At 33.2% G+C, this 22,048-nt stretch carries 21 protein-coding genes; 6 read left to right on the top strand and 15 right to left on the bottom strand.

The genetic code is table 11. The features are described from left to right. Positions 1-198: 198 nt before the first annotated feature. Both ATE84_RS13440 and ATE84_RS13435 read left to right on the top strand, forming a co-directional pair. Complete coding sequence (locus tag ATE84_RS13440; protein ID WP_101448444.1) at positions 199-2,967, top strand: putative LPS assembly protein LptD; 2,769 nt, start codon at positions 199-201, stop codon at positions 2,965-2,967. 56 nt (positions 2,968-3,023) lie between these two features. Next, positions 3,024-3,404 (top strand): RidA family protein, encoded by a 381-nt coding sequence (locus ATE84_RS13435; RefSeq protein WP_101448443.1) that lies wholly within the window; start codon positions 3,024-3,026, stop codon positions 3,402-3,404. 114 nt (positions 3,405-3,518) lie between these two features. Here ATE84_RS13435 and ATE84_RS13430 read toward each other — a convergent pair whose 3' ends face one another. Continuing rightward, positions 3,519-3,836: a 2Fe-2S iron-sulfur cluster-binding protein gene (locus ATE84_RS13430; RefSeq protein ID WP_101448442.1), complete on the bottom strand. Its 318-nt coding sequence runs from the start codon at positions 3,834-3,836 to the stop codon at positions 3,519-3,521. A gap of 113 nt (positions 3,837-3,949) precedes the next feature. Here ATE84_RS13430 and ATE84_RS13425 point away from each other — a divergent pair, with 113 nt between their 5' ends. After that, positions 3,950-4,291 carry a cupin domain-containing protein gene (locus ATE84_RS13425; protein WP_101448441.1) on the top strand — a complete coding sequence of 114 codons (342 nt, stop codon included), beginning with the start codon at positions 3,950-3,952 and terminating at the stop codon, positions 4,289-4,291. A gap of 188 nt (positions 4,292-4,479) precedes the next feature. Here ATE84_RS13425 and ATE84_RS13420 read toward each other — a convergent pair whose 3' ends face one another. Further along, positions 4,480-5,481 (bottom strand): S41 family peptidase, encoded by a 1,002-nt coding sequence (locus ATE84_RS13420; protein ID WP_101448440.1) that lies wholly within the window; start codon positions 5,479-5,481, stop codon positions 4,480-4,482. After that, positions 5,481-6,356, bottom strand: coding sequence for a hypothetical protein (locus ATE84_RS13415; RefSeq protein ID WP_101448439.1), 876 nt, complete (start codon positions 6,354-6,356; stop codon positions 5,481-5,483). Before ATE84_RS13415 ends, ATE84_RS13420 begins: the two co-directional genes overlap by 1 nt. A 925-nt stretch (positions 6,357-7,281) precedes the next feature. Here ATE84_RS13415 and ATE84_RS13410 point away from each other — a divergent pair. Beyond that, complete coding sequence (locus ATE84_RS13410) at positions 7,282-8,889, top strand: tetratricopeptide repeat protein (protein WP_101448438.1); 1,608 nt, start codon at positions 7,282-7,284, stop codon at positions 8,887-8,889. Positions 8,890-9,051: 162 nt separating this feature from the next. Here ATE84_RS13410 and ATE84_RS13405 read toward each other — a convergent pair whose 3' ends face one another. The 6 genes from ATE84_RS13405 to ATE84_RS13385 form a co-directional block, all read right to left on the bottom strand. Then, positions 9,052-9,300: a hypothetical protein gene (locus ATE84_RS13405; protein ID WP_199176878.1), complete on the bottom strand. Its 249-nt coding sequence runs from the start codon at positions 9,298-9,300 to the stop codon at positions 9,052-9,054. A 7-nt stretch (positions 9,301-9,307) separates the two neighbouring features. Beyond that, positions 9,308-10,360: an RHS repeat-associated core domain-containing protein gene (locus ATE84_RS13400; protein ID WP_101448437.1), complete on the bottom strand. Its 1,053-nt coding sequence runs from the start codon at positions 10,358-10,360 to the stop codon at positions 9,308-9,310. A gap of 1,003 nt (positions 10,361-11,363) precedes the next feature. Beyond that, entirely contained in the window at positions 11,364-11,516 is a 153-nt protein-coding gene (locus ATE84_RS26200; protein WP_158237254.1) for a hypothetical protein, read from the bottom strand. Between the two features lie 18 nt (positions 11,517-11,534). After that, positions 11,535-12,428 carry a site-specific integrase gene (locus tag ATE84_RS13395; RefSeq protein WP_101448435.1) on the bottom strand — a complete coding sequence of 298 codons (894 nt, stop codon included), beginning with the start codon at positions 12,426-12,428 and terminating at the stop codon, positions 11,535-11,537. Then, positions 12,428-13,348, bottom strand: coding sequence for a tyrosine-type recombinase/integrase (locus ATE84_RS13390; protein WP_101448434.1), 921 nt, complete (start codon positions 13,346-13,348; stop codon positions 12,428-12,430). Before ATE84_RS13390 ends, ATE84_RS13395 begins: the two co-directional genes overlap by 1 nt. A 42-nt stretch (positions 13,349-13,390) precedes the next feature. Then, the gene (locus tag ATE84_RS13385) at positions 13,391-14,965 is read right to left on the bottom strand and encodes a hypothetical protein (protein ID WP_101448433.1); all 1,575 of its coding nucleotides are present in this window, start codon (positions 14,963-14,965) and stop codon (positions 13,391-13,393) included. 143 nt (positions 14,966-15,108) lie between these two features. On the opposite strand from ATE84_RS13385, the gene ATE84_RS13380 reads away from it, so the two are divergent. Beyond that, entirely contained in the window at positions 15,109-15,444 is a 336-nt protein-coding gene (locus ATE84_RS13380) for a helix-turn-helix domain-containing protein (protein WP_101448432.1), read from the top strand. A 114-nt stretch (positions 15,445-15,558) separates the two neighbouring features. On the opposite strand, the gene ATE84_RS13375 is transcribed toward ATE84_RS13380, so the two are convergent. From ATE84_RS13375 to ATE84_RS13355, 6 genes are all read right to left on the bottom strand, one after another. Continuing rightward, on the bottom strand, positions 15,559-15,933 hold the full coding sequence (locus ATE84_RS13375) for a hypothetical protein (RefSeq protein WP_158237253.1): 375 nt from the start codon (positions 15,931-15,933) through the stop codon (positions 15,559-15,561). Between the two features lie 46 nt (positions 15,934-15,979). Next, entirely contained in the window at positions 15,980-16,960 is a 981-nt protein-coding gene (locus ATE84_RS13370; protein WP_101448436.1) for an RHS repeat-associated core domain-containing protein, read from the bottom strand. Between the two features lie 1,003 nt (positions 16,961-17,963). After that, on the bottom strand, positions 17,964-18,116 hold the full coding sequence (locus ATE84_RS26195; protein WP_158237254.1) for a hypothetical protein: 153 nt from the start codon (positions 18,114-18,116) through the stop codon (positions 17,964-17,966). 18 nt (positions 18,117-18,134) lie between these two features. Next, positions 18,135-19,028, bottom strand: coding sequence for a site-specific integrase (locus ATE84_RS13365; protein WP_101448435.1), 894 nt, complete (start codon positions 19,026-19,028; stop codon positions 18,135-18,137). Beyond that, positions 19,028-19,948 carry a tyrosine-type recombinase/integrase gene (locus tag ATE84_RS13360; RefSeq protein ID WP_101448434.1) on the bottom strand — a complete coding sequence of 307 codons (921 nt, stop codon included), beginning with the start codon at positions 19,946-19,948 and terminating at the stop codon, positions 19,028-19,030. The genes ATE84_RS13365 and ATE84_RS13360 overlap by 1 nt, the downstream gene beginning before the upstream one ends. 42 nt (positions 19,949-19,990) lie before the next feature. Continuing rightward, on the bottom strand, positions 19,991-21,565 hold the full coding sequence (locus tag ATE84_RS13355) for a hypothetical protein (RefSeq protein WP_101448433.1): 1,575 nt from the start codon (positions 21,563-21,565) through the stop codon (positions 19,991-19,993). Positions 21,566-21,708: 143 nt separating this feature from the next. Between ATE84_RS13355 and ATE84_RS13350 the strand changes: the two genes are divergently transcribed. Then, positions 21,709-22,044 carry a helix-turn-helix domain-containing protein gene (locus ATE84_RS13350; protein WP_101448432.1) on the top strand — a complete coding sequence of 112 codons (336 nt, stop codon included), beginning with the start codon at positions 21,709-21,711 and terminating at the stop codon, positions 22,042-22,044. Positions 22,045-22,048 lie beyond the last annotated feature (4 nt).

Here is a 22,048-nt window from a genome sequence, read left to right as displayed (position 1 = left end):
TACAAATAATTTTACTACTAATTTTGAAACATTTTCGTTCTGTTTCAGTATTTAATATAACAAATTAAAAATCTAAAGATTGTGATTTATATACTAAACCAATATCTTCTATGTTTATACAGCTTAGAAGGTATGCTTTTGACATAATTTTTTATTTTTTTATGAATTACAATCTAAGCATAAAAAATATATGTAATTTTGGCACTTCAAAAACTGAGCCATAGTTATACAAAAATAGGATTTAAACCATTGCAAACAACGGTACGTTACATACTTTATTCACTAAGTTTTTCACTGTTTTGTATTTTTCAAATTACAGCGCAGGAAATAAACCAAACTAAGGAGGTGCCTATTCGTGCTAATAAGGACACCCTAAAATCTATTCAAATCAATCCAGAAGGGTTTCTCAATGAAAAAGTTCAGGATACGGTTAAAAAAGACACACTTGCTACAGAACCACAACTATTAACAGACAAAGTGGTCTATAAAGCAACTGATTATATGAGATTAAGTCGTAAAGAGAACAAGATGTATCTTTATGATAATGCCGAGATCGTGTATGGAGAAATGCAGATTAATGCCGGGTTTATTGTAGTAGACAATGCCAAAAATGAAGTATATGCCTATGGAATTAAAGATTCTCTGGGTGAGTATGTGCAAACTCCTGTTTTTAAACAAGCACAGAATGTGGTAGAACCAGATTCAATTCGTTTTAATTTTGACACCGAAAAGGCGCTGATATACAATTCTCGAACAGAACAGAATGGATTTAAAATTAAAAATGAAATTTCTAAACGTGAGAATGATTCTGTGATTTACATGAAAAATGTAAAATTCACTACTTCGGAAAATATTGAAGATCCGGAATATTATTTTTATGCCCGTAGAATTAAGTTTGTTCCTAAAAAGAAGATTGTAACAGGGCTTGTTAATATGTTTATTGCCGATGTACCTACTCCGTTAGGGTTACCATTCGGGTACTTTCCATTAACAGAAGACAGAACTTCAGGTTTTATTATTCCTAGCCCGGGAGAAGAGAATAACCGTGGGTATTTTCTTCAAAATGGGGGGTATTACTTTGCTATTAGTGATTATGTAGATCTCACCCTTATGGGGGATTATTATACTAATGGTAGTTATACTTTTGCTGTAGAATCTGCTTATGCCCTACGCTATAAATATAGAGGGAATTTTAGGTTTAGGTATGAAAACAATTTGCGTAGCGAAAGAGGGTTTCCTGATTTTGCCAAAACCACGACATACAATATCCAATGGACCCATAGCCAGGATGCAAAAGCCAATCCAAACTCCAGGTTTTCGGCTTCTGTAAATTTTGGTAGGAGTGACTTTTTTCAGCAATCTACCAATCAACTCAATACCGGTAATTTCCTGAATAATCAAATCAGTTCTAATATATCTTATGCCAAGACATTTCAGGGAGATCCACAGGTTAATGTTAATCTTGCAGCTACTCATAACTCGAATACCAATACAGGAACCGTAAATTTATCGCTTCCAAATATGAATATAAGTGTATCAAGGGTATTTCCATTTGCTCCAAAAGTGGGAATAAAAAAAGGGATTATACAAAACATAAATACACAATATAATTTTAGAGGAGAAAACAGAATACAAACTACCGATGATGATTTATTCTCGTCTAATATGTTTAAAGGTGCCAAAATAGGAATGCAACATTCGATTCCTTTAACTACAAACTTTAAGGTATTCAAATACCTTAGTGCTACGGCAGGAACAAATTTTCAAGAAAACTGGGTTTTTGAGACGATAAAACAAAGTTATGACTCGAGTGCTAAAGATGGTGCTGGTGAAGTGGTACGAGATACTATAAAAGGTTTTGATACTTTTCGTACGTATAATTTTTCAACAAGTTTGGGAACAACCATCTATGGTACTTTCAAGTTTAAGAAAGGTAAAAAAATAGAAGCGATTCGCCATACCATGAGACCTTCGGTTAGCTATAGTATTACTCCTGCATTTAGTGAGTTTTATGATAGCTATACGATTACCGATGACCCTAATACAACCAATATTGATGAAACAAAAGTTGTAGAGTATTCCAGATTTGAAGGAGGATACTTTGGGCCACCAGGTAATGTGTTTTCTAGCAGTATCGGATTTTCTCTTAGTAACAATGTAGAAATGAAGGTAAAAAGTAAGGATAGTACAGCTACAGAAGCCAAAAAAGTTACCTTGCTAAACAACCTTAACTTTAGTACATCTTATAATGTTGCAGGTGATTCTTTAAAATTAAGTCCACTATCCATTACCGGTAATATTCCTATTATTCAAAATAAGCTAGACATTAACTTTAATGCACAATTAGATCCTTATGCATTAGATAACAATAATCGTAAAATCGATGTATGGAATATCGACAACGGAGGTAGTCTTTTTCGTTTAACCAGAGCTAGTGCTAATTTCGGATATTCGTTTTCGAGTAAAGATTTTGAAAAAGGAAAAGTTAATGAAGATCCTCTGGACAATCAGAACTTTAGAAATGAAGGTCGGCCTGACAACCTATTTGGCGGCGTTACTGACTTTGGAAAGGATCGTTCCTTTGATAAGGATAAAAGTAAAAACGATGATAAAGACATAAAAAATTATAATTATAAAATCCCCTGGTCTTTGCGACTCTCTTATAATGTCAATTATGGTAATAGTGCCCGGCAAAATGAAATATCATCGCACTCTATCATGTTTTCTGGTGATGTAGAACTCGCCCCTCGATGGTCTGTTGGAGTATCTTCGGGCTATGATCTAAAAAATCCTGGGTTTACCTATACCAATTTAAGGTTTCAACGAGATTTGGAAAGTTGGGTTATGAATTTCAACTGGATTCCATTTAGTGATAGAACATCATGGAATTTCTTTATCGGTATCAAATCATCGATGCTTAGTGATATTAAATGGGATAAAAGACGTGAGCCAGATAGACAATTATAATTGATATAACGTTTCTGGTTAGCAATAAAATTATAAATTAATAATATAACTATCACATGAAAAAAATCATAACTACGGCCAAAGCCCCTGCTCCTATTGGTCCTTATAGTCAGGCTATTTTAAACGGAAATACATTATACACATCAGGTCAGATTGCTATTAATCCGGAAACGGGGAAATTAGTTCTGGATGATATTACAACTGAAGCCAAGCAGGTAATGCAGAACCTAAAAGCGGTATTGGATGAAGCCGGAATGACATTCGAAAATGTGCTTAAAACCACTATTTTTTTAAGCGACATGAATAATTTTGCTGAAGTGAATGCTGTATATGGTAGTTATTTTAATGAAGATACTGCACCGGCAAGAGAAACTGTAGCGGTGTTAACCTTACCAAAATCAGTAAACGTAGAGATCTCTGTAATTGCTGTAAAATAAAAGTATAACAATATTGTAAGTCCGAGCTTGTTGTGGATTTTAGTGATTAATCGTATACAAATTTCAGCAAGCTTTGTTTACCCCTAATGTCTATATTAAGAGAACCCATAGCGATCAATCTCCTCCTATAATTTCGATTTTCATAGTATCTATATGTTCGTCTAATAGAATTTGGCACGCCAATCTGCTATCTGGATAATACGCTAATTGTTTTTTTAGTATGTTGTTCTCTAGCCCTTCAAAAAACTGCATTTCGGTATTAGATGAATGCACCCTAATATGGCAGGTACCACATAGTCCTCTACCTTTGCAATCCCCGATTTCATCATGTAGTTTATTGACTAATAACTCCATAAGATTGCGGTACTCAAATTTTTTAAATTCTAAAACATGAGCATCCCCAATAGTATCTATGACATATACCGTATACATTATATCTAATTATACCTGCAAATTACAATTAGGAATTTACTTTACCTTATGATTTAACTCATAAAACAAGAAGGATAATATATTTAGTTTTGTTGTATAAAAAAACAATTACTATGCAATTAACCTCATTACTCAAGGATCTTACCTACGGAGATACAAAACCAGCAATCACCAAATTAATAGAAAATGATGCTACCAAAGAAATTAGAATCGTTTTTAAAAAAGGACAGGAAATGAAAAGTCATAAAACTTCGTTTCCGATTACTGTATCTATTTTTGAAGGTGAAATCAATTTTGGTGTTCACAATACAGAACATATTCTTAAAAAAGGAGATCTTATTTCACTGGAGCCTAATGTTATCCATAATTTGATCGCACTAGAAGATAGTATTGTTCGACTTTCGCTCTCTAAGAACGATTCTGTAGAAAGAGTACAAAAAGTAACAGAGCAATAAACTTTATATAAAGCACTCATCTTAAGTAATACTTTTATCTACAAAATTAAAGTGTAAAAACATATTCCCCTGCCACATTTCGACTTCGCTCAATGTGACAAGGGAATATGTTTTTTAGACAGCTTCTTTTGTTCTTACTATGTTTCACAACTTGCAAACCTGAGCTGAAACATTATTAGAATAACATCTTATTGAAGTTCTAAAATTGCACGATCCAGGACTTCATCTTTTGTCAAATCATTCCAATCTACAAGTGCTTCAATATCTGGTGGAACTCCATTTTCATAATCAGGGTTCTTATCTAATGTTAATGCTTGCGTAATAGAAAACCTATATGTCCAACCATTTGGTAATTGACCTCCGTTTGGCAAACCAAGACCACCGCCTGTAGTATCTCCGATAAGCGTAATATTCGGAAGCGCCTTGGTGGCAAGTGAGAAAAATGAACCAGCACTGTATGTTCCTCTATCTGTTAATACAACAATTTTATTTTTATATCGTATTCCATCATACGGAGAGACATATACCGGCTCAGCTTGTGAAAAATCATTTCGCCCTGGACCACTTTTTATTCTAGAATAGTTTACCAGTGTTCTGCGCTCAACAAAACGGCTTAAGATTTTGAAAATATCAGTTACGGCTCCTCCTCCGTTTTCTCTAATATCTAAGATTAATCCTTTTGTATTTTTATATCTATTTAGAACAAAGTTCAGATTATTAGCATCCACAGTACCAGGAAATGAAGGAAAACGCACATATCCTATTTCTTTATTATCAAGAAAATTATGCCTAAATGGTCCCGTAATGTAATAGTCTCGATTCAAATAGCGATCTTCAATGATACGCCAATCAAAATTATCCTGTCCTAAGTAATCTACTCTAAATGTAGAAACATTAAAGTTCGATATTAGATTTGTATGATCATCCCTTAATTCTGTCAACATCCCTCCCAATACTTTAAATAATGAATCTTCAGTCATTCCATTATAAATTTTGGCAGAATATTTAGATTTTACAACATCCCAGTCAATATTTTTTAAATCAAAGTAGGAGTATTTCTCATTACATTCATTCCATAGATATTCAAAATTATCTTTTGGATTTGTAGAGGCCAAATCATCTTCAAAAAGAGCTTTCTCACAAGAAGCAAGTGATAGCCCTATTACTATTATACTATATAGCTTTCTCATTATTTATTATTGGTATTAAACAGAAAAGTAAGTTTAAAAAGGTGGGCCGACATCTCAAATTTATCAAAATCCCCCCCAGTTTTATAAGCATCCCATACATAAGAAAATCGTAACGCATTTTTGTTCTTTAGGGAAATTGTATAGTCTAAAGAACTATTTACTCTAAACCCAGAAAACATATCGAACTTATATTCATCAAATATATCTGCTTCATTTAACAAGGCTGCTTGCCCGTTGTACACATATCCATTTCGAAACGAGCTATTGACCAACCCAACATTTAGTCTAAATGCTAAATTTCTTGTTCTTTTCTTTAGTTTATATTTAATAAATAAGAATTTTTTACTCTTTTCTTCTTTACGGCTTATATCTTTTTCGATTTTAACAGAACCAAAAAGGGTCGGAATAATTTCAACACCAATCCCATTATTACCAAATCCCTCATTAGTTCTAAAATTAGTAGTGGCATTAAACAGTCCACCAACTTTTACATTTAACTTTGGAGAACTCAGCTTATTTAATCGGTATAATCTAGAATAGAATAAGGATACACTATGAAGCTTACTACTTTCAGAATGTTTATTAAAACTATTATGGTACTGTCCAAAAAGATAGGATGCTCCAACTTCGGATTCTCGTTCTAAATCCATTTTAGTATATGACAGTGATATATGTCTAGGTATACCCCGATAAAAAAGTGGCGAAGTTGCAAAATCTCTAAACGATGATGTTCCTAGCCCGGCAGCAAACCCAATATAGGCAGGTCTGTTTTTCCTCTTCTCTTTCTTAGAGAGCACAGAGTTTTCTGTTTGTGAAATACCTACTGCCGACATAAACAGCAATAGTATAATCACAATTCTATTTTTTCTTATCATTCACGTGTTATTTTAATTTTACTAATTGAGAGTAAGTTGTTAATCTAATGACAACTGAAAAAACTAGAGGTTGCATCTTCTTTAAAATTTTTAATGGATTTTTAATCGGATCAAAACTTTTTATGAAGCTATAGATAAGTATGAACGTAACGAGGGTATAGCCCTTAGTGACAACAAAAAATATTATTCCTGATTCTCATGATTAAACCAAGAAGGCTATTTTGATGCTTCGCTATGCTTCTTAGGTTACAAATCTGTGTGATCAGGTTCCGTTTCCTTTATTTTTTAAACAACATCTTTAGACAAGTTATAAACAACCAAATTACACAAGCATAAATTACTAGTCCAAATAATTGTCCTAAAACAAAAAACAGATCTGAATCGTAAATAAAATTACCCATAAATCTAACCATGATACCAAAAATTTTTGATGGTCGGATAATTATGTAATCTAAATCATCCTGTAGATTGTCAAAATAGCGAGACAAATTCCTATAACTGAAATAGTCATAAGTACCTAACAAAATATAAACACTTGAAATAATTAAGGATATTAGAATGCTTTTTCTTCTCATTATAAAAGTCATTTATAGTTTCTTCACTTATCTTATTTCTATCTCTTATCCATTGATGTTTTGTTGCAGGTAATTCCTTATAGGTTGAAATAAGAATCTGATAGCGAATTTGTATTATAAATCTGTACTTATGAAACTTATTATAAATATAAAATAGTAATCTTTAATTCATGATCTAAATCTGTATAATTTCTAGTAGAACTAAAATATAATCCTCTGGATTTAAAACAATCTTATCTGCAACACATTTATTAATAAACTACTATTACAAATTGATTTTCTAATAAATATTCTAAAATTTTCTCTGAAACATACTATTTTTATAAAATAATCTATTAGCTTTTCTTTTTATGAAAAAGAATCCATTTTGTCTTTTTAGAAATTACACCCTTTTCTTATTTATTTTTTTAATTATAATTACAACAGCAACCAACCTTTGTTTTTCTCAAACCAAAGACAATCATTCACTTCTTTATTCTCAATTAGAAAAAATTGACCGGAAAATAGATATCCGAGATTATAATAATGCCAAATTACTTATATCAGAAATAGAAGAAAATATAGATGACTTAAGTGTAGAAGATAAACTTGCTATTGATCTAAGGATAGGTGAAGTACAATACTATGCAGATCATAATGAGGAGAGTATTAACCAACTACTAATAAATTTAGAGAATCTAAAAGCAATAGATACTTCTCGCCTTTATTATAAGTATAACAGCTTTATTGGACAAGTATTTAAAACAACTAAAAATTTTAAAAAAGCTATAAATTACCATAAACAAGCATTAGCAAATGCTGAGAAAAGAAACGACACTCTAGATATTATTTTTAGTTGCTTAAAAATTGGAGGATGTTTTTATAGAGTGAAGTATATTGATACACCAAAATATTATAGAAATAATAAGGATAGTGCCTTGTTTTATTATAAAAAGGCTCTTCGATTTCCTGAAACTCCAAAGAATAATAGATTCTTTTCAAGAATTTATGATCATCTCAGTAGAATTGAGATGAATATAGGGGATATAGATACTGCCCAAACCTATGCAAATAGAGCATTAAAAATAAATAAAAGCATTCATAATTCTTTTGGAATAGCAGTTTCTTTAAGCAATTTAAGTAATATTTATTATCTGCAAAAAAACTATACAAAAGCAATAAAAACAGCCAAAGAATCCAATCTTTTTATTAAAGATAAATCGCTTACAATAAAAAGAAACAACCTAGAAAATATAGCTAAGAATTATCAAAAACTTGGCGATTATGACAAGGCATATAACTATCTGACTGAAACATACTCTATTTCTAAAATTGTATCCAAGAATACATTAAATAAAAAGATTAATACTATAGAAGCAAAGTATAATTTAGCGATAGAAAAACAACATGCCTTAGAAGAAAAAAACAAACGTCTAAAGATACAATTGTTTTTTTATGGCGCTCTTTTATTAGTTGTAGTACTAGCAATTTTAGGGTTATATTTTTTTATTAGAAATAAAAACCATAAAAGGAAATTTGAAGAATTGATGGCTAATCAACAAAATGACAATGTAATTAAACTCATTGAAATAGATTCTAAGAACGAAACTAAAATTCCTATTGAAACTGTTCAAAATATTTTAAGAGGACTTGATAAGTTTGAAGAAAACAATGGGTTTTTAAACAAAAAAACCACCCTTAATAGCGTAGCAAAAAAACTAGGTACAAATTCAAGTTATTTATCAAAAATTGTAAATTCTCATAAAAATAAAAATTTTGCCGCATACCTTAATGAACTTCGTATATATTATGTTATTAAAGAACTAAAAAATAATAAACAGCTTCGTTTATACACTATAGAAGCAATAGCAGATTGTATGGGTTATAATAATAGAGAATCTTTTTCTTTAGCATTTCGAAAAATAACAGGATTGTATCCTTCTTATTTTATCAAGCAATTGCAAAAACAATCACCCTAAAAATTATGAACAAATTGATAACATAAAGTTCTTTTTCGAATCCTTTATATTTTACAGGCATGACAAAACCACGATGTATCATATTAAATCCAATAAGAGAAACCATCAAAAGTTAGCTTTTGATGGTTCAACTATCAATAGTAATCTTATCTAATATTTTTATTATTCATACATTTTAGATGCATATAATATATCTGCAAAAACTTTCCAATCAATATTTTCAGGTACTGGTAAGTTCATATTTATATAATAACCTTCCATGTCATCTATCCAACTTTCCATCCCTTCCAGAAAAGTATCTACGGTTGAATTTCCCCAAGAATCTTTATTATTCTTAAAATCTTTTATAAACATATTAAGAAAACTTAAGAAGTCTTGCTTATTTTTAATTTTTATTATTTCTTCGTGCATATTATATTTATTTAATAATCATATTTTTTCCATCACCTAACTTTAATCTAATTGTAGTCCCATTTGTCTTTGTACTCATTTTCCACATTTGCTTCTGAACTTCTGATGAAGTAGCCCATCTTACAGGAACTTCATCTAATCCTGATAATTTAAATGCAGCAAGACGTCTATGATCAAGAGTCCAAATCTTTCCATTTGCATCTTTCCAAATACTTATACGTAAAATTTCTGGATTAAGCATGCCATTAGTTAAGGATTTAGCATTACCCAGAACTGTATATTCTCCTGTAGTATTTTTAATACTACTCTGCATAAAATGTATGCTTTTTGTCGCTACTGTCTTTGCACTTCCTGGTCCAAAAGGAAGATTAACAGGTGCTCCAATGGGAACTATACCTATACTATTACCACTCGGATTAACAAAAAACCTGCCATCATAAGATTTTCTTCTACCAAATAACCAAGGTATATTATCTTGTGCTTCTGCAAAAAGCTTATCAAAACCATCCATATCTCCTATAGAAGAAGCAATCTTTTCTCCTCCATAAAAGGCTAGATCTATATTTCCACTATTTGAAGAATCATCTCCACCTCCATCAACAACAACTTCATCTAAAATTTCAATATGATTAGTTTCACTATCTTTTACATCGTCATAGAGATCTCCTGCACCATCTGGACATGCTATTTGATTACCATTAGCATCTAAACAGTGTCCTCCATCTGGATCAAAAGAAGTAATTGGATTATTTCCCATTGCAACATAAGGAGACATAAATTGTTCATATGGATCTGTAGTTACAAATCTACCAATTGATGCATCATAGTGTCGTAATTCAAACTCATGCATATTGTAACCAAGATTCTTATTTAATTCTTGATCTTGATACCCATAATTATGTTTACTACCATTTATACCAAAATTGTACCCTTTATGTTCGAGCCCAAATGGGTAATAGTTTTTCTCTTCTACAATCTCATTTTGAGTAATCGTCCCATCTTTATTAAAGTCCTTATAGGACAATCTGATGTTCCCTAAATGGTCACCATTTACGCCCAAAAATAAATTTTGCGGTCACATTTTTCCCAGACACCTGTTAAAACTGCTAAAAAAAAGAACGTCCTACCTGTCATATATCTGTCTGCTATGCTAAAGTAATAATTTAGAGTATACCTACATTACAGCATTCTGTATTTGTTACTACTATTGCCAGCGAACGTCACCAAAGCTATCTTTACATAATCCTTATTATACCCGCACTTCCCTTTAGTCAGGGTCTATAACAGGGTTTATATAAAATAGCCGCGCACCGACTACTACACTTAAAGATTTTGACTTCTAACAAGCTATTTTTAGGAGAGATATTATAGTATTATACACATATAATCGTGTCGTAGACGTGATTCTAAGCATTGTGGGGTCATTCAATCGCCATTAAGGCTAGTATTTTAATAAAAAGCGGAAGACCTACTACATCAGCCACCGCATTCCACTTTTTCTTAAAATATTTTCCGTTTGAGTAAGATCGATTGATCTTGAAGCTGAAGTGCGCAAAGGCTGTAAGTGTAGTGCTTCAGCTTCAAGATTGATCATAGCTATCTGGCGATTGAAGATGCCTGCGTGGCGAACGCAGAAGACAAAGGCGTAGCCAAAGCGTAGTGGAGCAACCGACACACAAAAAGGAACGTAGTGGTTTTGTGTGCCAGACGATTTTTATGTGTTCTTCTTTATCAGATATTAACTTCCACATAAATAATCGGCTAGGTTGCGACTAAGCGGCGTAGCCCATGAAGTAGCGGTTTTGCTTAATTTAGTATTTAGCGATAGCGTACCTTATTGTTTTTAAGCAAAAAAGTAGCTACGGGTGATGGAGGAAGGAGTCCCGCGAAGACCAGTAATAATTGCTGACGACCGAAGGCGAGGAAGTGATTATGGTGCGATAGCAACTGGCGAAGCAGGGAACGAGTGACGAAGGAACACCTTATAACAGCTTATGGGCAAAGACTTTTTTGTCTGCGCCCATAATAATATGCCGACCGTAGGGAGTCACTTGATTATTATACTACTCGTAAGATAAAAGTAAGATTTGTGATAACCAATAAATACTATCTTCATGGTTTTTTTCTGATATGGCTAATTGATGTATTGCTGCGGCTAAGGAACTTTGTAAATAATTTAATTCCTCTTTGTCGGTAATGATAAGTTCTATTTTCATAAGGATGGGTTTTGTAATTTAATGTATTGGATGGAACTGGTTGATTGCTTCGTGCAAGCTTTCCAGATTGTTTTGTTTATAGGATTCTGTAGAACCGATGTGTTTATGTCCTGCCAGATATTGAACTTTACGGATATTGTATTGGCCTAACCAATTACAGATTACAGAGGCTCGTAATTGATTTACATTAATGACTTTATGATTGATCTTTTTTAATCTTTTTAAGATTCCTATTCGTAGCATATCATTAAAGCACTTTTGTGGGATTAATAATTCTTGATTGTGCAGATCGTTGTTTTTGGCTATTTGTGGTCGGATTTGGTCTAGATATTCGATAAAATCAATGATTTGCCAAGGTTTTAATTCTATTTCTCTGGCATTGCTCCTACGGGTTGCAGGAACATAGATTTTACCTTTTTTTAATTGTACATCTTCTAAGTTTAGGCTTTTTAGATGGGTAGCATTTAAACCTTGATATACGATTAGCCCAACAATAATTTTATTACGTTTTGCTGCATATTTAGCAAAGCCGTTAGCGTTCCTGTTAAACTTCTCGGTTTCATAACTGTAGTATAGATCTTCTAGTTCGTCTGGCTCTAAAAGATTGTGCAACATCTTTTTTACAGTACCTTTTACAGATACATCTTCTAATGGGTTTTCGCTTCGCTCTGCTCGCTCTATCAGGTAATCAAAGTAATTTCTAATCGTTACCAGGTGATTATTGATTGTTTGGGGTTTGATCTTTTTTTGTTGTAGGTATTTGATGTATTTCATACAGGTTTTATAATCGATCTCGCTTGCTGTAACCCTTCGCTTTTTAAGCCATCCCGTAAATTCTGTAATACGTTTTAGATAATGTACTATTGTGGTCTTACTATAATTTTCTTGGTGTAAATACTCTCGATATTCCATTAGTTTTCTTTTAAAATATGTGTATAGATTTGTGTTGATTCCAGACTGCTATGTCCTAAAAACTGTTGTATATCCTCGATCTTCATGCCTGCTTGTAAAAAGTGGGTAGCAATACTGTGACGTAAGGCGTGTGGCGTAATATTTCTTTCGAGTAGTATCCTATCTTCTGTAGCTTTTATAATCTGTTTTAAATCGTTTTCTAAAGTAGCTCCACTCATTTTGATACTATGTTCGGTAATAAAAACATAGTTGCTCTCACTTGACTTTTTAAAGTTCATCCGTGTATCGTACACATAATCTTCTAGTATTTGTAGGTTGTATAAATTGATGGGTATAAAGCGTTCTTTATAGTTTTTACCTTTTCTGACGTAGATTCGTTCTTTATCAAAAAGGATATCTGATATTTCTATGTTCAACACTTCATTTCTTCGCATACCACAACTGTACAAACAGACTAATACTGCTTTTTGTCTTGCCCTAAATCTTGGTAATGGATTGCTGTAATTCGTTGCCATAAACAAGTCTTTGATTTCTTCTTGCGATACTATATTTAGCTTTTCTGCTATAGTTTCCTTTTCCCTTTTGATGGGTAGATTAAAGGGTTTTGCATTGTGCTTTTTTAAGTATTCCCTAAACTTGTGTAAGGATTGCAGGTGATTATTAAGATAGATATTGCTTAGTCCGCCACCTCTTGTCTTATTGGGTCGTTGTTTTAAATGGTTGTAGTAATTCCTGATATGATGATCTTGTATATAATCAATATGAGTAATATCGTTTTGTTCTAACCAGTAGAAGAACTCACAGAGTTGTGCAGGATAGTTCTTTTGCATCGCATCACTATAACCCAATATGTCCAACCATTCGCTAAAATTGGTCAATAGAGTTCTATAGCCAGCATTTTGTAGCTTACTTTTTTTCATAGGGTATGTGTTTTTTGTGATTTTGTAGCGAGTAGCAGTTAATTAACTGGCTTTCTTACTTTTGGATTCGCAACTAGGTGACTTGCGGGTTGGTTGCGGGGTTGCGAGTTCTATCTGTAGTATGCAACTCTTTAAAGCATTGTCAATATTGGATTTGAGCCAATCATACTCCTTCATATCGGTGATTTCAAAACAATAACTTTTAGTCTTTTTATGCCTCATTCTTTTTATATACCCTTCTTCCTGTAGTTGTTTGTGATAGCCTCGTAATGTACTTTCTTTAAGATGTAGCTGCTTTCGGATTTCGGCATTAGTAAATGTTGTCTGGTTATTTTCTTTTAAATAAGTTTTAAGCTTTTCTAAATGATTTCTGGCTGCTCCTGTGATGGTATCACTTTTATGTAATAATACTTCTTTGATCAGTTCGTTAGCTTGTTCTATATCTTGGATTGTGGTTTCTATATATTCTTCCCCCGTTTCCTCGTCATATTTTTTCTGCCTCTGCCACTGGCAGTAAAAGGTAACGGCTTCTATAAATTGTAAATAATGGCTGTTGGTTCTTCTTGGTTTAAAAACTGAGGATGGTAAACTCAAGTATTCTGCATACGGATTACGAACTGATACCGAGTTTAAGGTTCTTTGTACATCACGTAAAAATCTGGCTGCTGTACATTCTTCTTTTACATTTCGTTTGCCTGCACTTAACAACCGCTGGTAATCCATAATCTTTTTATCTTGTTCTTCCGATTCGTCGATATAGAGTAAAAAACTCCTGTTGCTGTTGTCTTCGTAGATACTTTCTTGTGTAGTACAACCTGCAATACTTACAGGACCTTCTACGACTAAATGGATTGTCTTGCTCTCGCCACGCGAGTCTTTATGGACTACCGTTTTGGTAATTCGTTTTTTAGATTGTAATTCACGTAGTGGATAAAGTACTGATTCTGCACCATCTAAATCCTCGATTAAAATCAATTTGTATTGTAATTCTGTTCTATTAAAATAGTAAAACGCATTAGCTGATAATACAGTGATTTCTATTTTATCTTCATCGGGGATCAGTTCTGCTACTTTAGATTGCAAGTGTGTTTTACCAACTCCCGAACTACCAAGACTGATACAATGCAATGGATTATTAGTTTTTCTACTCGTAAAAATTAAGTACATTAACAATCGGTTGGTTTCTTCTCCGATTACTCCAGATTTACCAATCAGTTCATTTGTCTTTTTAAGCAGATCTTTAGATTTCAAAAACTTTACAGCTGCTTGTTCTTCTTTCTCACTAAGTTCTTTTACCTGTATTTCGTTTGCTTTATTGGCTGCCTCCAGTTCATCAATTCTATAGTGTTCTAGTGCTGATGTGAGTTCTTGCAAGGTTTTACGGGCAATACTCGTACCGATTTCGATACGTTCGGCAATCTTTCGTACAAATTTCTCTACCATGTTATCATTGTATAAATCGATACTGTGACGTAATACATTAATGCTTTTTGGTTTCTGTACGCTCATAGTGACTCGCATACGGTCTAAATTATTGAGTTTGATCCCACCTAAGATGTGGATTTCTAAGTGTTTTGTGATGTAGCTGTAGTTGTGTGGATTGTGTGTTTTTAGCATTGTTTAAAAATATTTAATTGTCAAGGGTTCTTGACAAATGTACAATATTCTTTTCAATCTAATGTCAATCAATCATTTCTTATGTCAAAATATTTTGACTAAATTTGCCTATAATCGTTACAAACACTTGATTTTAGATAACTATGTTGGACATTGGAAGTAAGATTATCAGTTTAAGAAAGAAGCATAGCTTATCACAAAGTGACTTAGCTAAAAAAGTTGATGTTTCTAGAACTATTATTGGTAATTATGAACGTAATGAAAATGCACCTTCTGTAGATATACTCCTTAAAATAGCTAAAGTATTCGATGTATCTGTTGATTATATTATTGGTGAAGGTCAATTATCTACTTATGACAAAGAAGTTCTAAAACGTATTGAAGATATTGAGCAACTTGACCAAGACACTAAAAGTAAGCTCTTCTTTTTAATTGATAATGTGATACAGAACTATAAAACTAAACAAGCTTTCTCTTAACCGCATAAAAAAACCAGCTACATCAATGTAACTGGTTCTTAGCATTTATTTTAACCACTCTTACCGCTTACATACCCAGCACAGAAAACATTTCCGCGCTATTATATTCATTATTTACTGTTTTAATGATTCTGCTAATAGAGGTAAAACTTCGTTCAGCTTTTTATTACTATAGATTTTATTTCCTCCATATTCAAGACCTGCCCATAAATATGATTCAATAGATTTTTTTTGCTCCGTTGAAACATTTTCCAAGGCTTTTAAATATTCTTGCTCGCCAATCTTTTCTATTAAACGAATTAAAACATAACCATGATCATATCCTGCTGCATCAGAAACTTCAATAGTTGAAATTTTAATTATTGCTTCTTTATCTAACTCAATTGCTTTATTTAGTATATCACAATATGAATCATTTATTTGTCTATTTAGAAGTTCTGATATTACTATTCCTTGAATTTCATTACAATTATTACAACTAGTAATCATTGTACAAATGACTATAATCATTACCAAAAAACTACATTTTCGCATTTTAGTTACTCTTTTTTTGTTTCGGTTTTGGGTTCTGTCCTGATACTGTAATAGTCCCATAAACTGTTAATCTAGAAAGAGGATTTACAGACTGCCTTCCTCTTCTATCATTAACTGTTGTTGTTTCCGTAGTTTGTATTATTTGATTTAGAACATTCCACTCTTTTTGCTTTTTGTTATATTCGGGTCCTCTACAGATAGTTACGCATCCCCAACTCATACCTCCTAAATGTAATCTAAATCCATCTCTAAGTTTTCCCTTAGAATTTTTCTCAGTTGGATCATCATAACGATCATTGTATCGATTTCCATCAGTCTTTGAATCTATTCGATACCAATCAGGATGCTTATCATCTGATTTATTATCTACTAAATCGTATTCTCCATTAGGTATTTCTTTTTCGTTTTCTGAACCTCCATATTCTATTTCTCCATCACCATCTCTATCGTTTCCACCAGAAAAAACATTGTGAATTACAAGTATTTGATTATACTTTTCTTCACCTTCTTCAAAAGAAGTTTTATACTCTTCCGCACTTACGGCCTTAGTTTCTAAATTATCATCCCACTTATCATCATCATATATGTATAACCTGTTTTTAGTCTTGTTAAAATGGATTATTACTTCTTGTCCATCAGGGTCAACAAAGAATATAGGATTATTCATAGTGTAGTTATATGGACTTAAGGAAAGGTACTGTTCTGCAAGTGGATCAATATTCATCCAACGACCAAGCGAAGCATCATAATTTCTAGCACCGAAGTCGTGCCAATCAAGTCCTAGTCCATCTTGTTCTTCTTTCCCACCAAATCCATAGTTATGTTTCCTACCATTTACAGCGAAGTTGTATCCTTTATGTTGTAGACCAAAAGGATAATAATGTTTCTCCTCTACAATCTCGCTTTGGGTGATTTTACCGTCTTTGTTACTGTCTTTGTAGGAGAGTCGGATATTCCCTAAATGGTCACCATTTACGCCCAAAAATAAATTTTGCGGTCACATTTTTCCCAGACACCTGTTAAAACTGCTAAAAAAAAGAACGTCCTACCTGTCATATATCTGTCTGCTATGCTAAAGTAATAATTTAGAGTATACCTACATTACAGCATTCTGTATTTGTTACTACTATTGCCAGCGAACGTCACCAAAGCTATCTTTACATAATCCTTATTATACCCGCACTTCCCTTTAGTCAGGGTCTATAACAGGGTTTATATAAAATAGCCGCGCACCGACTACTACACTTAAAGATTTTGACTTCTAACAAGCTATTTTTAGGAGAGATATTATAGTATTATACACATATAATCGTGTCGTAGACGTGATTCTAAGCATTGTGGGGTCATTCAATCGCCATTAAGGCTAGTATTTTAATAAAAAGCGGAAGACCTACTACATCAGCCACCGCATTCCACTTTTTCTTAAAATATTTTCCGTTTGAGTAAGATCGATTGATCTTGAAGCTGAAGTGCGCAAAGGCTGTAAGTGTAGTGCTTCAGCTTCAAGATTGATCATAGCTATCTGGCGATTGAAGATGCCTGCGTGGCGAACGCAGAAGACAAAGGCGTAGCCAAAGCGTAGTGGAGCAACCGACACACAAAAAGGAACGTAGTGGTTTTGTGTGCCAGACGATTTTTATGTGTTCTTCTTTATCAGATATTAACTTCCACATAAATAATCGGCTAGGTTGCGACTAAGCGGCGTAGCCCATGAAGTAGCGGTTTTGCTTAATTTAGTATTTAGCGATAGCGTACCTTATTGTTTTTAAGCAAAAAAGTAGCTACGGGTGATGGAGGAAGGAGTCCCGCGAAGACCAGTAATAATTGCTGACGACCGAAGGCGAGGAAGTGATTATGGTGCGATAGCAACTGGCGAAGCAGGGAACGAGTGACGAAGGAACACCTTATAACAGCTTATGGGCAAAGACTTTTTTGTCTGCGCCCATAATAATATGCCGACCGTAGGGAGTCACTTGATTATTATACTACTCGTAAGATAAAAGTAAGATTTGTGATAACCAATAAATACTATCTTCATGGTTTTTTTCTGATATGGCTAATTGATGTATTGCTGCGGCTAAGGAACTTTGTAAATAATTTAATTCCTCTTTGTCGGTAATGATAAGTTCTATTTTCATAAGGATGGGTTTTGTAATTTAATGTATTGGATGGAACTGGTTGATTGCTTCGTGCAAGCTTTCCAGATTGTTTTGTTTATAGGATTCTGTAGAACCGATGTGTTTATGTCCTGCCAGATATTGAACTTTACGGATATTGTATTGGCCTAACCAATTACAGATTACAGAGGCTCGTAATTGATTTACATTAATGACTTTATGATTGATCTTTTTTAATCTTTTTAAGATTCCTATTCGTAGCATATCATTAAAGCACTTTTGTGGGATTAATAATTCTTGATTGTGCAGATCGTTGTTTTTGGCTATTTGTGGTCGGATTTGGTCTAGATATTCGATAAAATCAATGATTTGCCAAGGTTTTAATTCTATTTCTCTGGCATTGCTCCTACGGGTTGCAGGAACATAGATTTTACCTTTTTTTAATTGTACATCTTCTAAGTTTAGGCTTTTTAGATGGGTAGCATTTAAACCTTGATATACGATTAGCCCAACAATAATTTTATTACGTTTTGCTGCATATTTAGCAAAGCCGTTAGCGTTCCTGTTAAACTTCTCGGTTTCATAACTGTAGTATAGATCTTCTAGTTCGTCTGGCTCTAAAAGATTGTGCAACATCTTTTTTACAGTACCTTTTACAGATACATCTTCTAATGGGTTTTCGCTTCGCTCTGCTCGCTCTATCAGGTAATCAAAGTAATTTCTAATCGTTACCAGGTGATTATTGATTGTTTGGGGTTTGATCTTTTTTTGTTGTAGGTATTTGATGTATTTCATACAGGTTTTATAATCGATCTCGCTTGCTGTAACCCTTCGCTTTTTAAGCCATCCCGTAAATTCTGTAATACGTTTTAGATAATGTACTATTGTGGTCTTACTATAATTTTCTTGGTGTAAATACTCTCGATATTCCATTAGTTTTCTTTTAAAATATGTGTATAGATTTGTGTTGATTCCAGACTGCTATGTCCTAAAAACTGTTGTATATCCTCGATCTTCATGCCTGCTTGTAAAAAGTGGGTAGCAATACTGTGACGTAAGGCGTGTGGCGTAATATTTCTTTCGAGTAGTATCCTATCTTCTGTAGCTTTTATAATCTGTTTTAAATCGTTTTCTAAAGTAGCTCCACTCATTTTGATACTATGTTCGGTAATAAAAACATAGTTGCTCTCACTTGACTTTTTAAAGTTCATCCGTGTATCGTACACATAATCTTCTAGTATTTGTAGGTTGTATAAATTGATGGGTATAAAGCGTTCTTTATAGTTTTTACCTTTTCTGACGTAGATTCGTTCTTTATCAAAAAGGATATCTGATATTTCTATGTTCAACACTTCATTTCTTCGCATACCACAACTGTACAAACAGACTAATACTGCTTTTTGTCTTGCCCTAAATCTTGGTAATGGATTGCTGTAATTCGTTGCCATAAACAAGTCTTTGATTTCTTCTTGCGATACTATATTTAGCTTTTCTGCTATAGTTTCCTTTTCCCTTTTGATGGGTAGATTAAAGGGTTTTGCATTGTGCTTTTTTAAGTATTCCCTAAACTTGTGTAAGGATTGCAGGTGATTATTAAGATAGATATTGCTTAGTCCGCCACCTCTTGTCTTATTGGGTCGTTGTTTTAAATGGTTGTAGTAATTCCTGATATGATGATCTTGTATATAATCAATATGAGTAATATCGTTTTGTTCTAACCAGTAGAAGAACTCACAGAGTTGTGCAGGATAGTTCTTTTGCATCGCATCACTATAACCCAATATGTCCAACCATTCGCTAAAATTGGTCAATAGAGTTCTATAGCCAGCATTTTGTAGCTTACTTTTTTTCATAGGGTATGTGTTTTTTGTGATTTTGTAGCGAGTAGCAGTTAATTAACTGGCTTTCTTACTTTTGGATTCGCAACTAGGTGACTTGCGGGTTGGTTGCGGGGTTGCGAGTTCTATCTGTAGTATGCAACTCTTTAAAGCATTGTCAATATTGGATTTGAGCCAATCATACTCCTTCATATCGGTGATTTCAAAACAATAACTTTTAGTCTTTTTATGCCTCATTCTTTTTATATACCCTTCTTCCTGTAGTTGTTTGTGATAGCCTCGTAATGTACTTTCTTTAAGATGTAGCTGCTTTCGGATTTCGGCATTAGTAAATGTTGTCTGGTTATTTTCTTTTAAATAAGTTTTAAGCTTTTCTAAATGATTTCTGGCTGCTCCTGTGATGGTATCACTTTTATGTAATAATACTTCTTTGATCAGTTCGTTAGCTTGTTCTATATCTTGGATTGTGGTTTCTATATATTCTTCCCCCGTTTCCTCGTCATATTTTTTCTGCCTCTGCCACTGGCAGTAAAAGGTAACGGCTTCTATAAATTGTAAATAATGGCTGTTGGTTCTTCTTGGTTTAAAAACTGAGGATGGTAAACTCAAGTATTCTGCATACGGATTACGAACTGATACCGAGTTTAAGGTTCTTTGTACATCACGTAAAAATCTGGCTGCTGTACATTCTTCTTTTACATTTCGTTTGCCTGCACTTAACAACCGCTGGTAATCCATAATCTTTTTATCTTGTTCTTCCGATTCGTCGATATAGAGTAAAAAACTCCTGTTGCTGTTGTCTTCGTAGATACTTTCTTGTGTAGTACAACCTGCAATACTTACAGGACCTTCTACGACTAAATGGATTGTCTTGCTCTCGCCACGCGAGTCTTTATGGACTACCGTTTTGGTAATTCGTTTTTTAGATTGTAATTCACGTAGTGGATAAAGTACTGATTCTGCACCATCTAAATCCTCGATTAAAATCAATTTGTATTGTAATTCTGTTCTATTAAAATAGTAAAACGCATTAGCTGATAATACAGTGATTTCTATTTTATCTTCATCGGGGATCAGTTCTGCTACTTTAGATTGCAAGTGTGTTTTACCAACTCCCGAACTACCAAGACTGATACAATGCAATGGATTATTAGTTTTTCTACTCGTAAAAATTAAGTACATTAACAATCGGTTGGTTTCTTCTCCGATTACTCCAGATTTACCAATCAGTTCATTTGTCTTTTTAAGCAGATCTTTAGATTTCAAAAACTTTACAGCTGCTTGTTCTTCTTTCTCACTAAGTTCTTTTACCTGTATTTCGTTTGCTTTATTGGCTGCCTCCAGTTCATCAATTCTATAGTGTTCTAGTGCTGATGTGAGTTCTTGCAAGGTTTTACGGGCAATACTCGTACCGATTTCGATACGTTCGGCAATCTTTCGTACAAATTTCTCTACCATGTTATCATTGTATAAATCGATACTGTGACGTAATACATTAATGCTTTTTGGTTTCTGTACGCTCATAGTGACTCGCATACGGTCTAAATTATTGAGTTTGATCCCACCTAAGATGTGGATTTCTAAGTGTTTTGTGATGTAGCTGTAGTTGTGTGGATTGTGTGTTTTTAGCATTGTTTAAAAATATTTAATTGTCAAGGGTTCTTGACAAATGTACAATATTCTTTTCAATCTAATGTCAATCAATCATTTCTTATGTCAAAATATTTTGACTAAATTTGCCTATAATCGTTACAAACACTTGATTTTAGATAACTATGTTGGACATTGGAAGTAAGATTATCAGTTTAAGAAAGAAGCATAGCTTATCACAAAGTGACTTAGCTAAAAAAGTTGATGTTTCTAGAACTATTATTGGTAATTATGAACGTAATGAAAATGCACCTTCTGTAGATATACTCCTTAAAATAGCTAAAGTATTCGATGTATCTGTTGATTATATTATTGGTGAAGGTCAATTATCTACTTATGACAAAGAAGTTCTAAAACGTATTGAAGATATTGAGCAACTTGACCAAGACACTAAAAGTAAGCTCTTCTTTTTAATTGATAATGTGATACAGAACTATAAAACTAAACAAGCTTTCTCTTAACCGC

The organism is Aquimarina sp. MAR_2010_214, from assembly GCF_002846555.1.
In the GTDB taxonomy this organism is placed as follows: Bacteria; Bacteroidota; Bacteroidia; order Flavobacteriales; family Flavobacteriaceae; genus Aquimarina.
The sequence above is the reverse complement of the archived record's forward strand: the minus strand, read 5'-3'. Positions and strand labels throughout refer to the sequence as shown.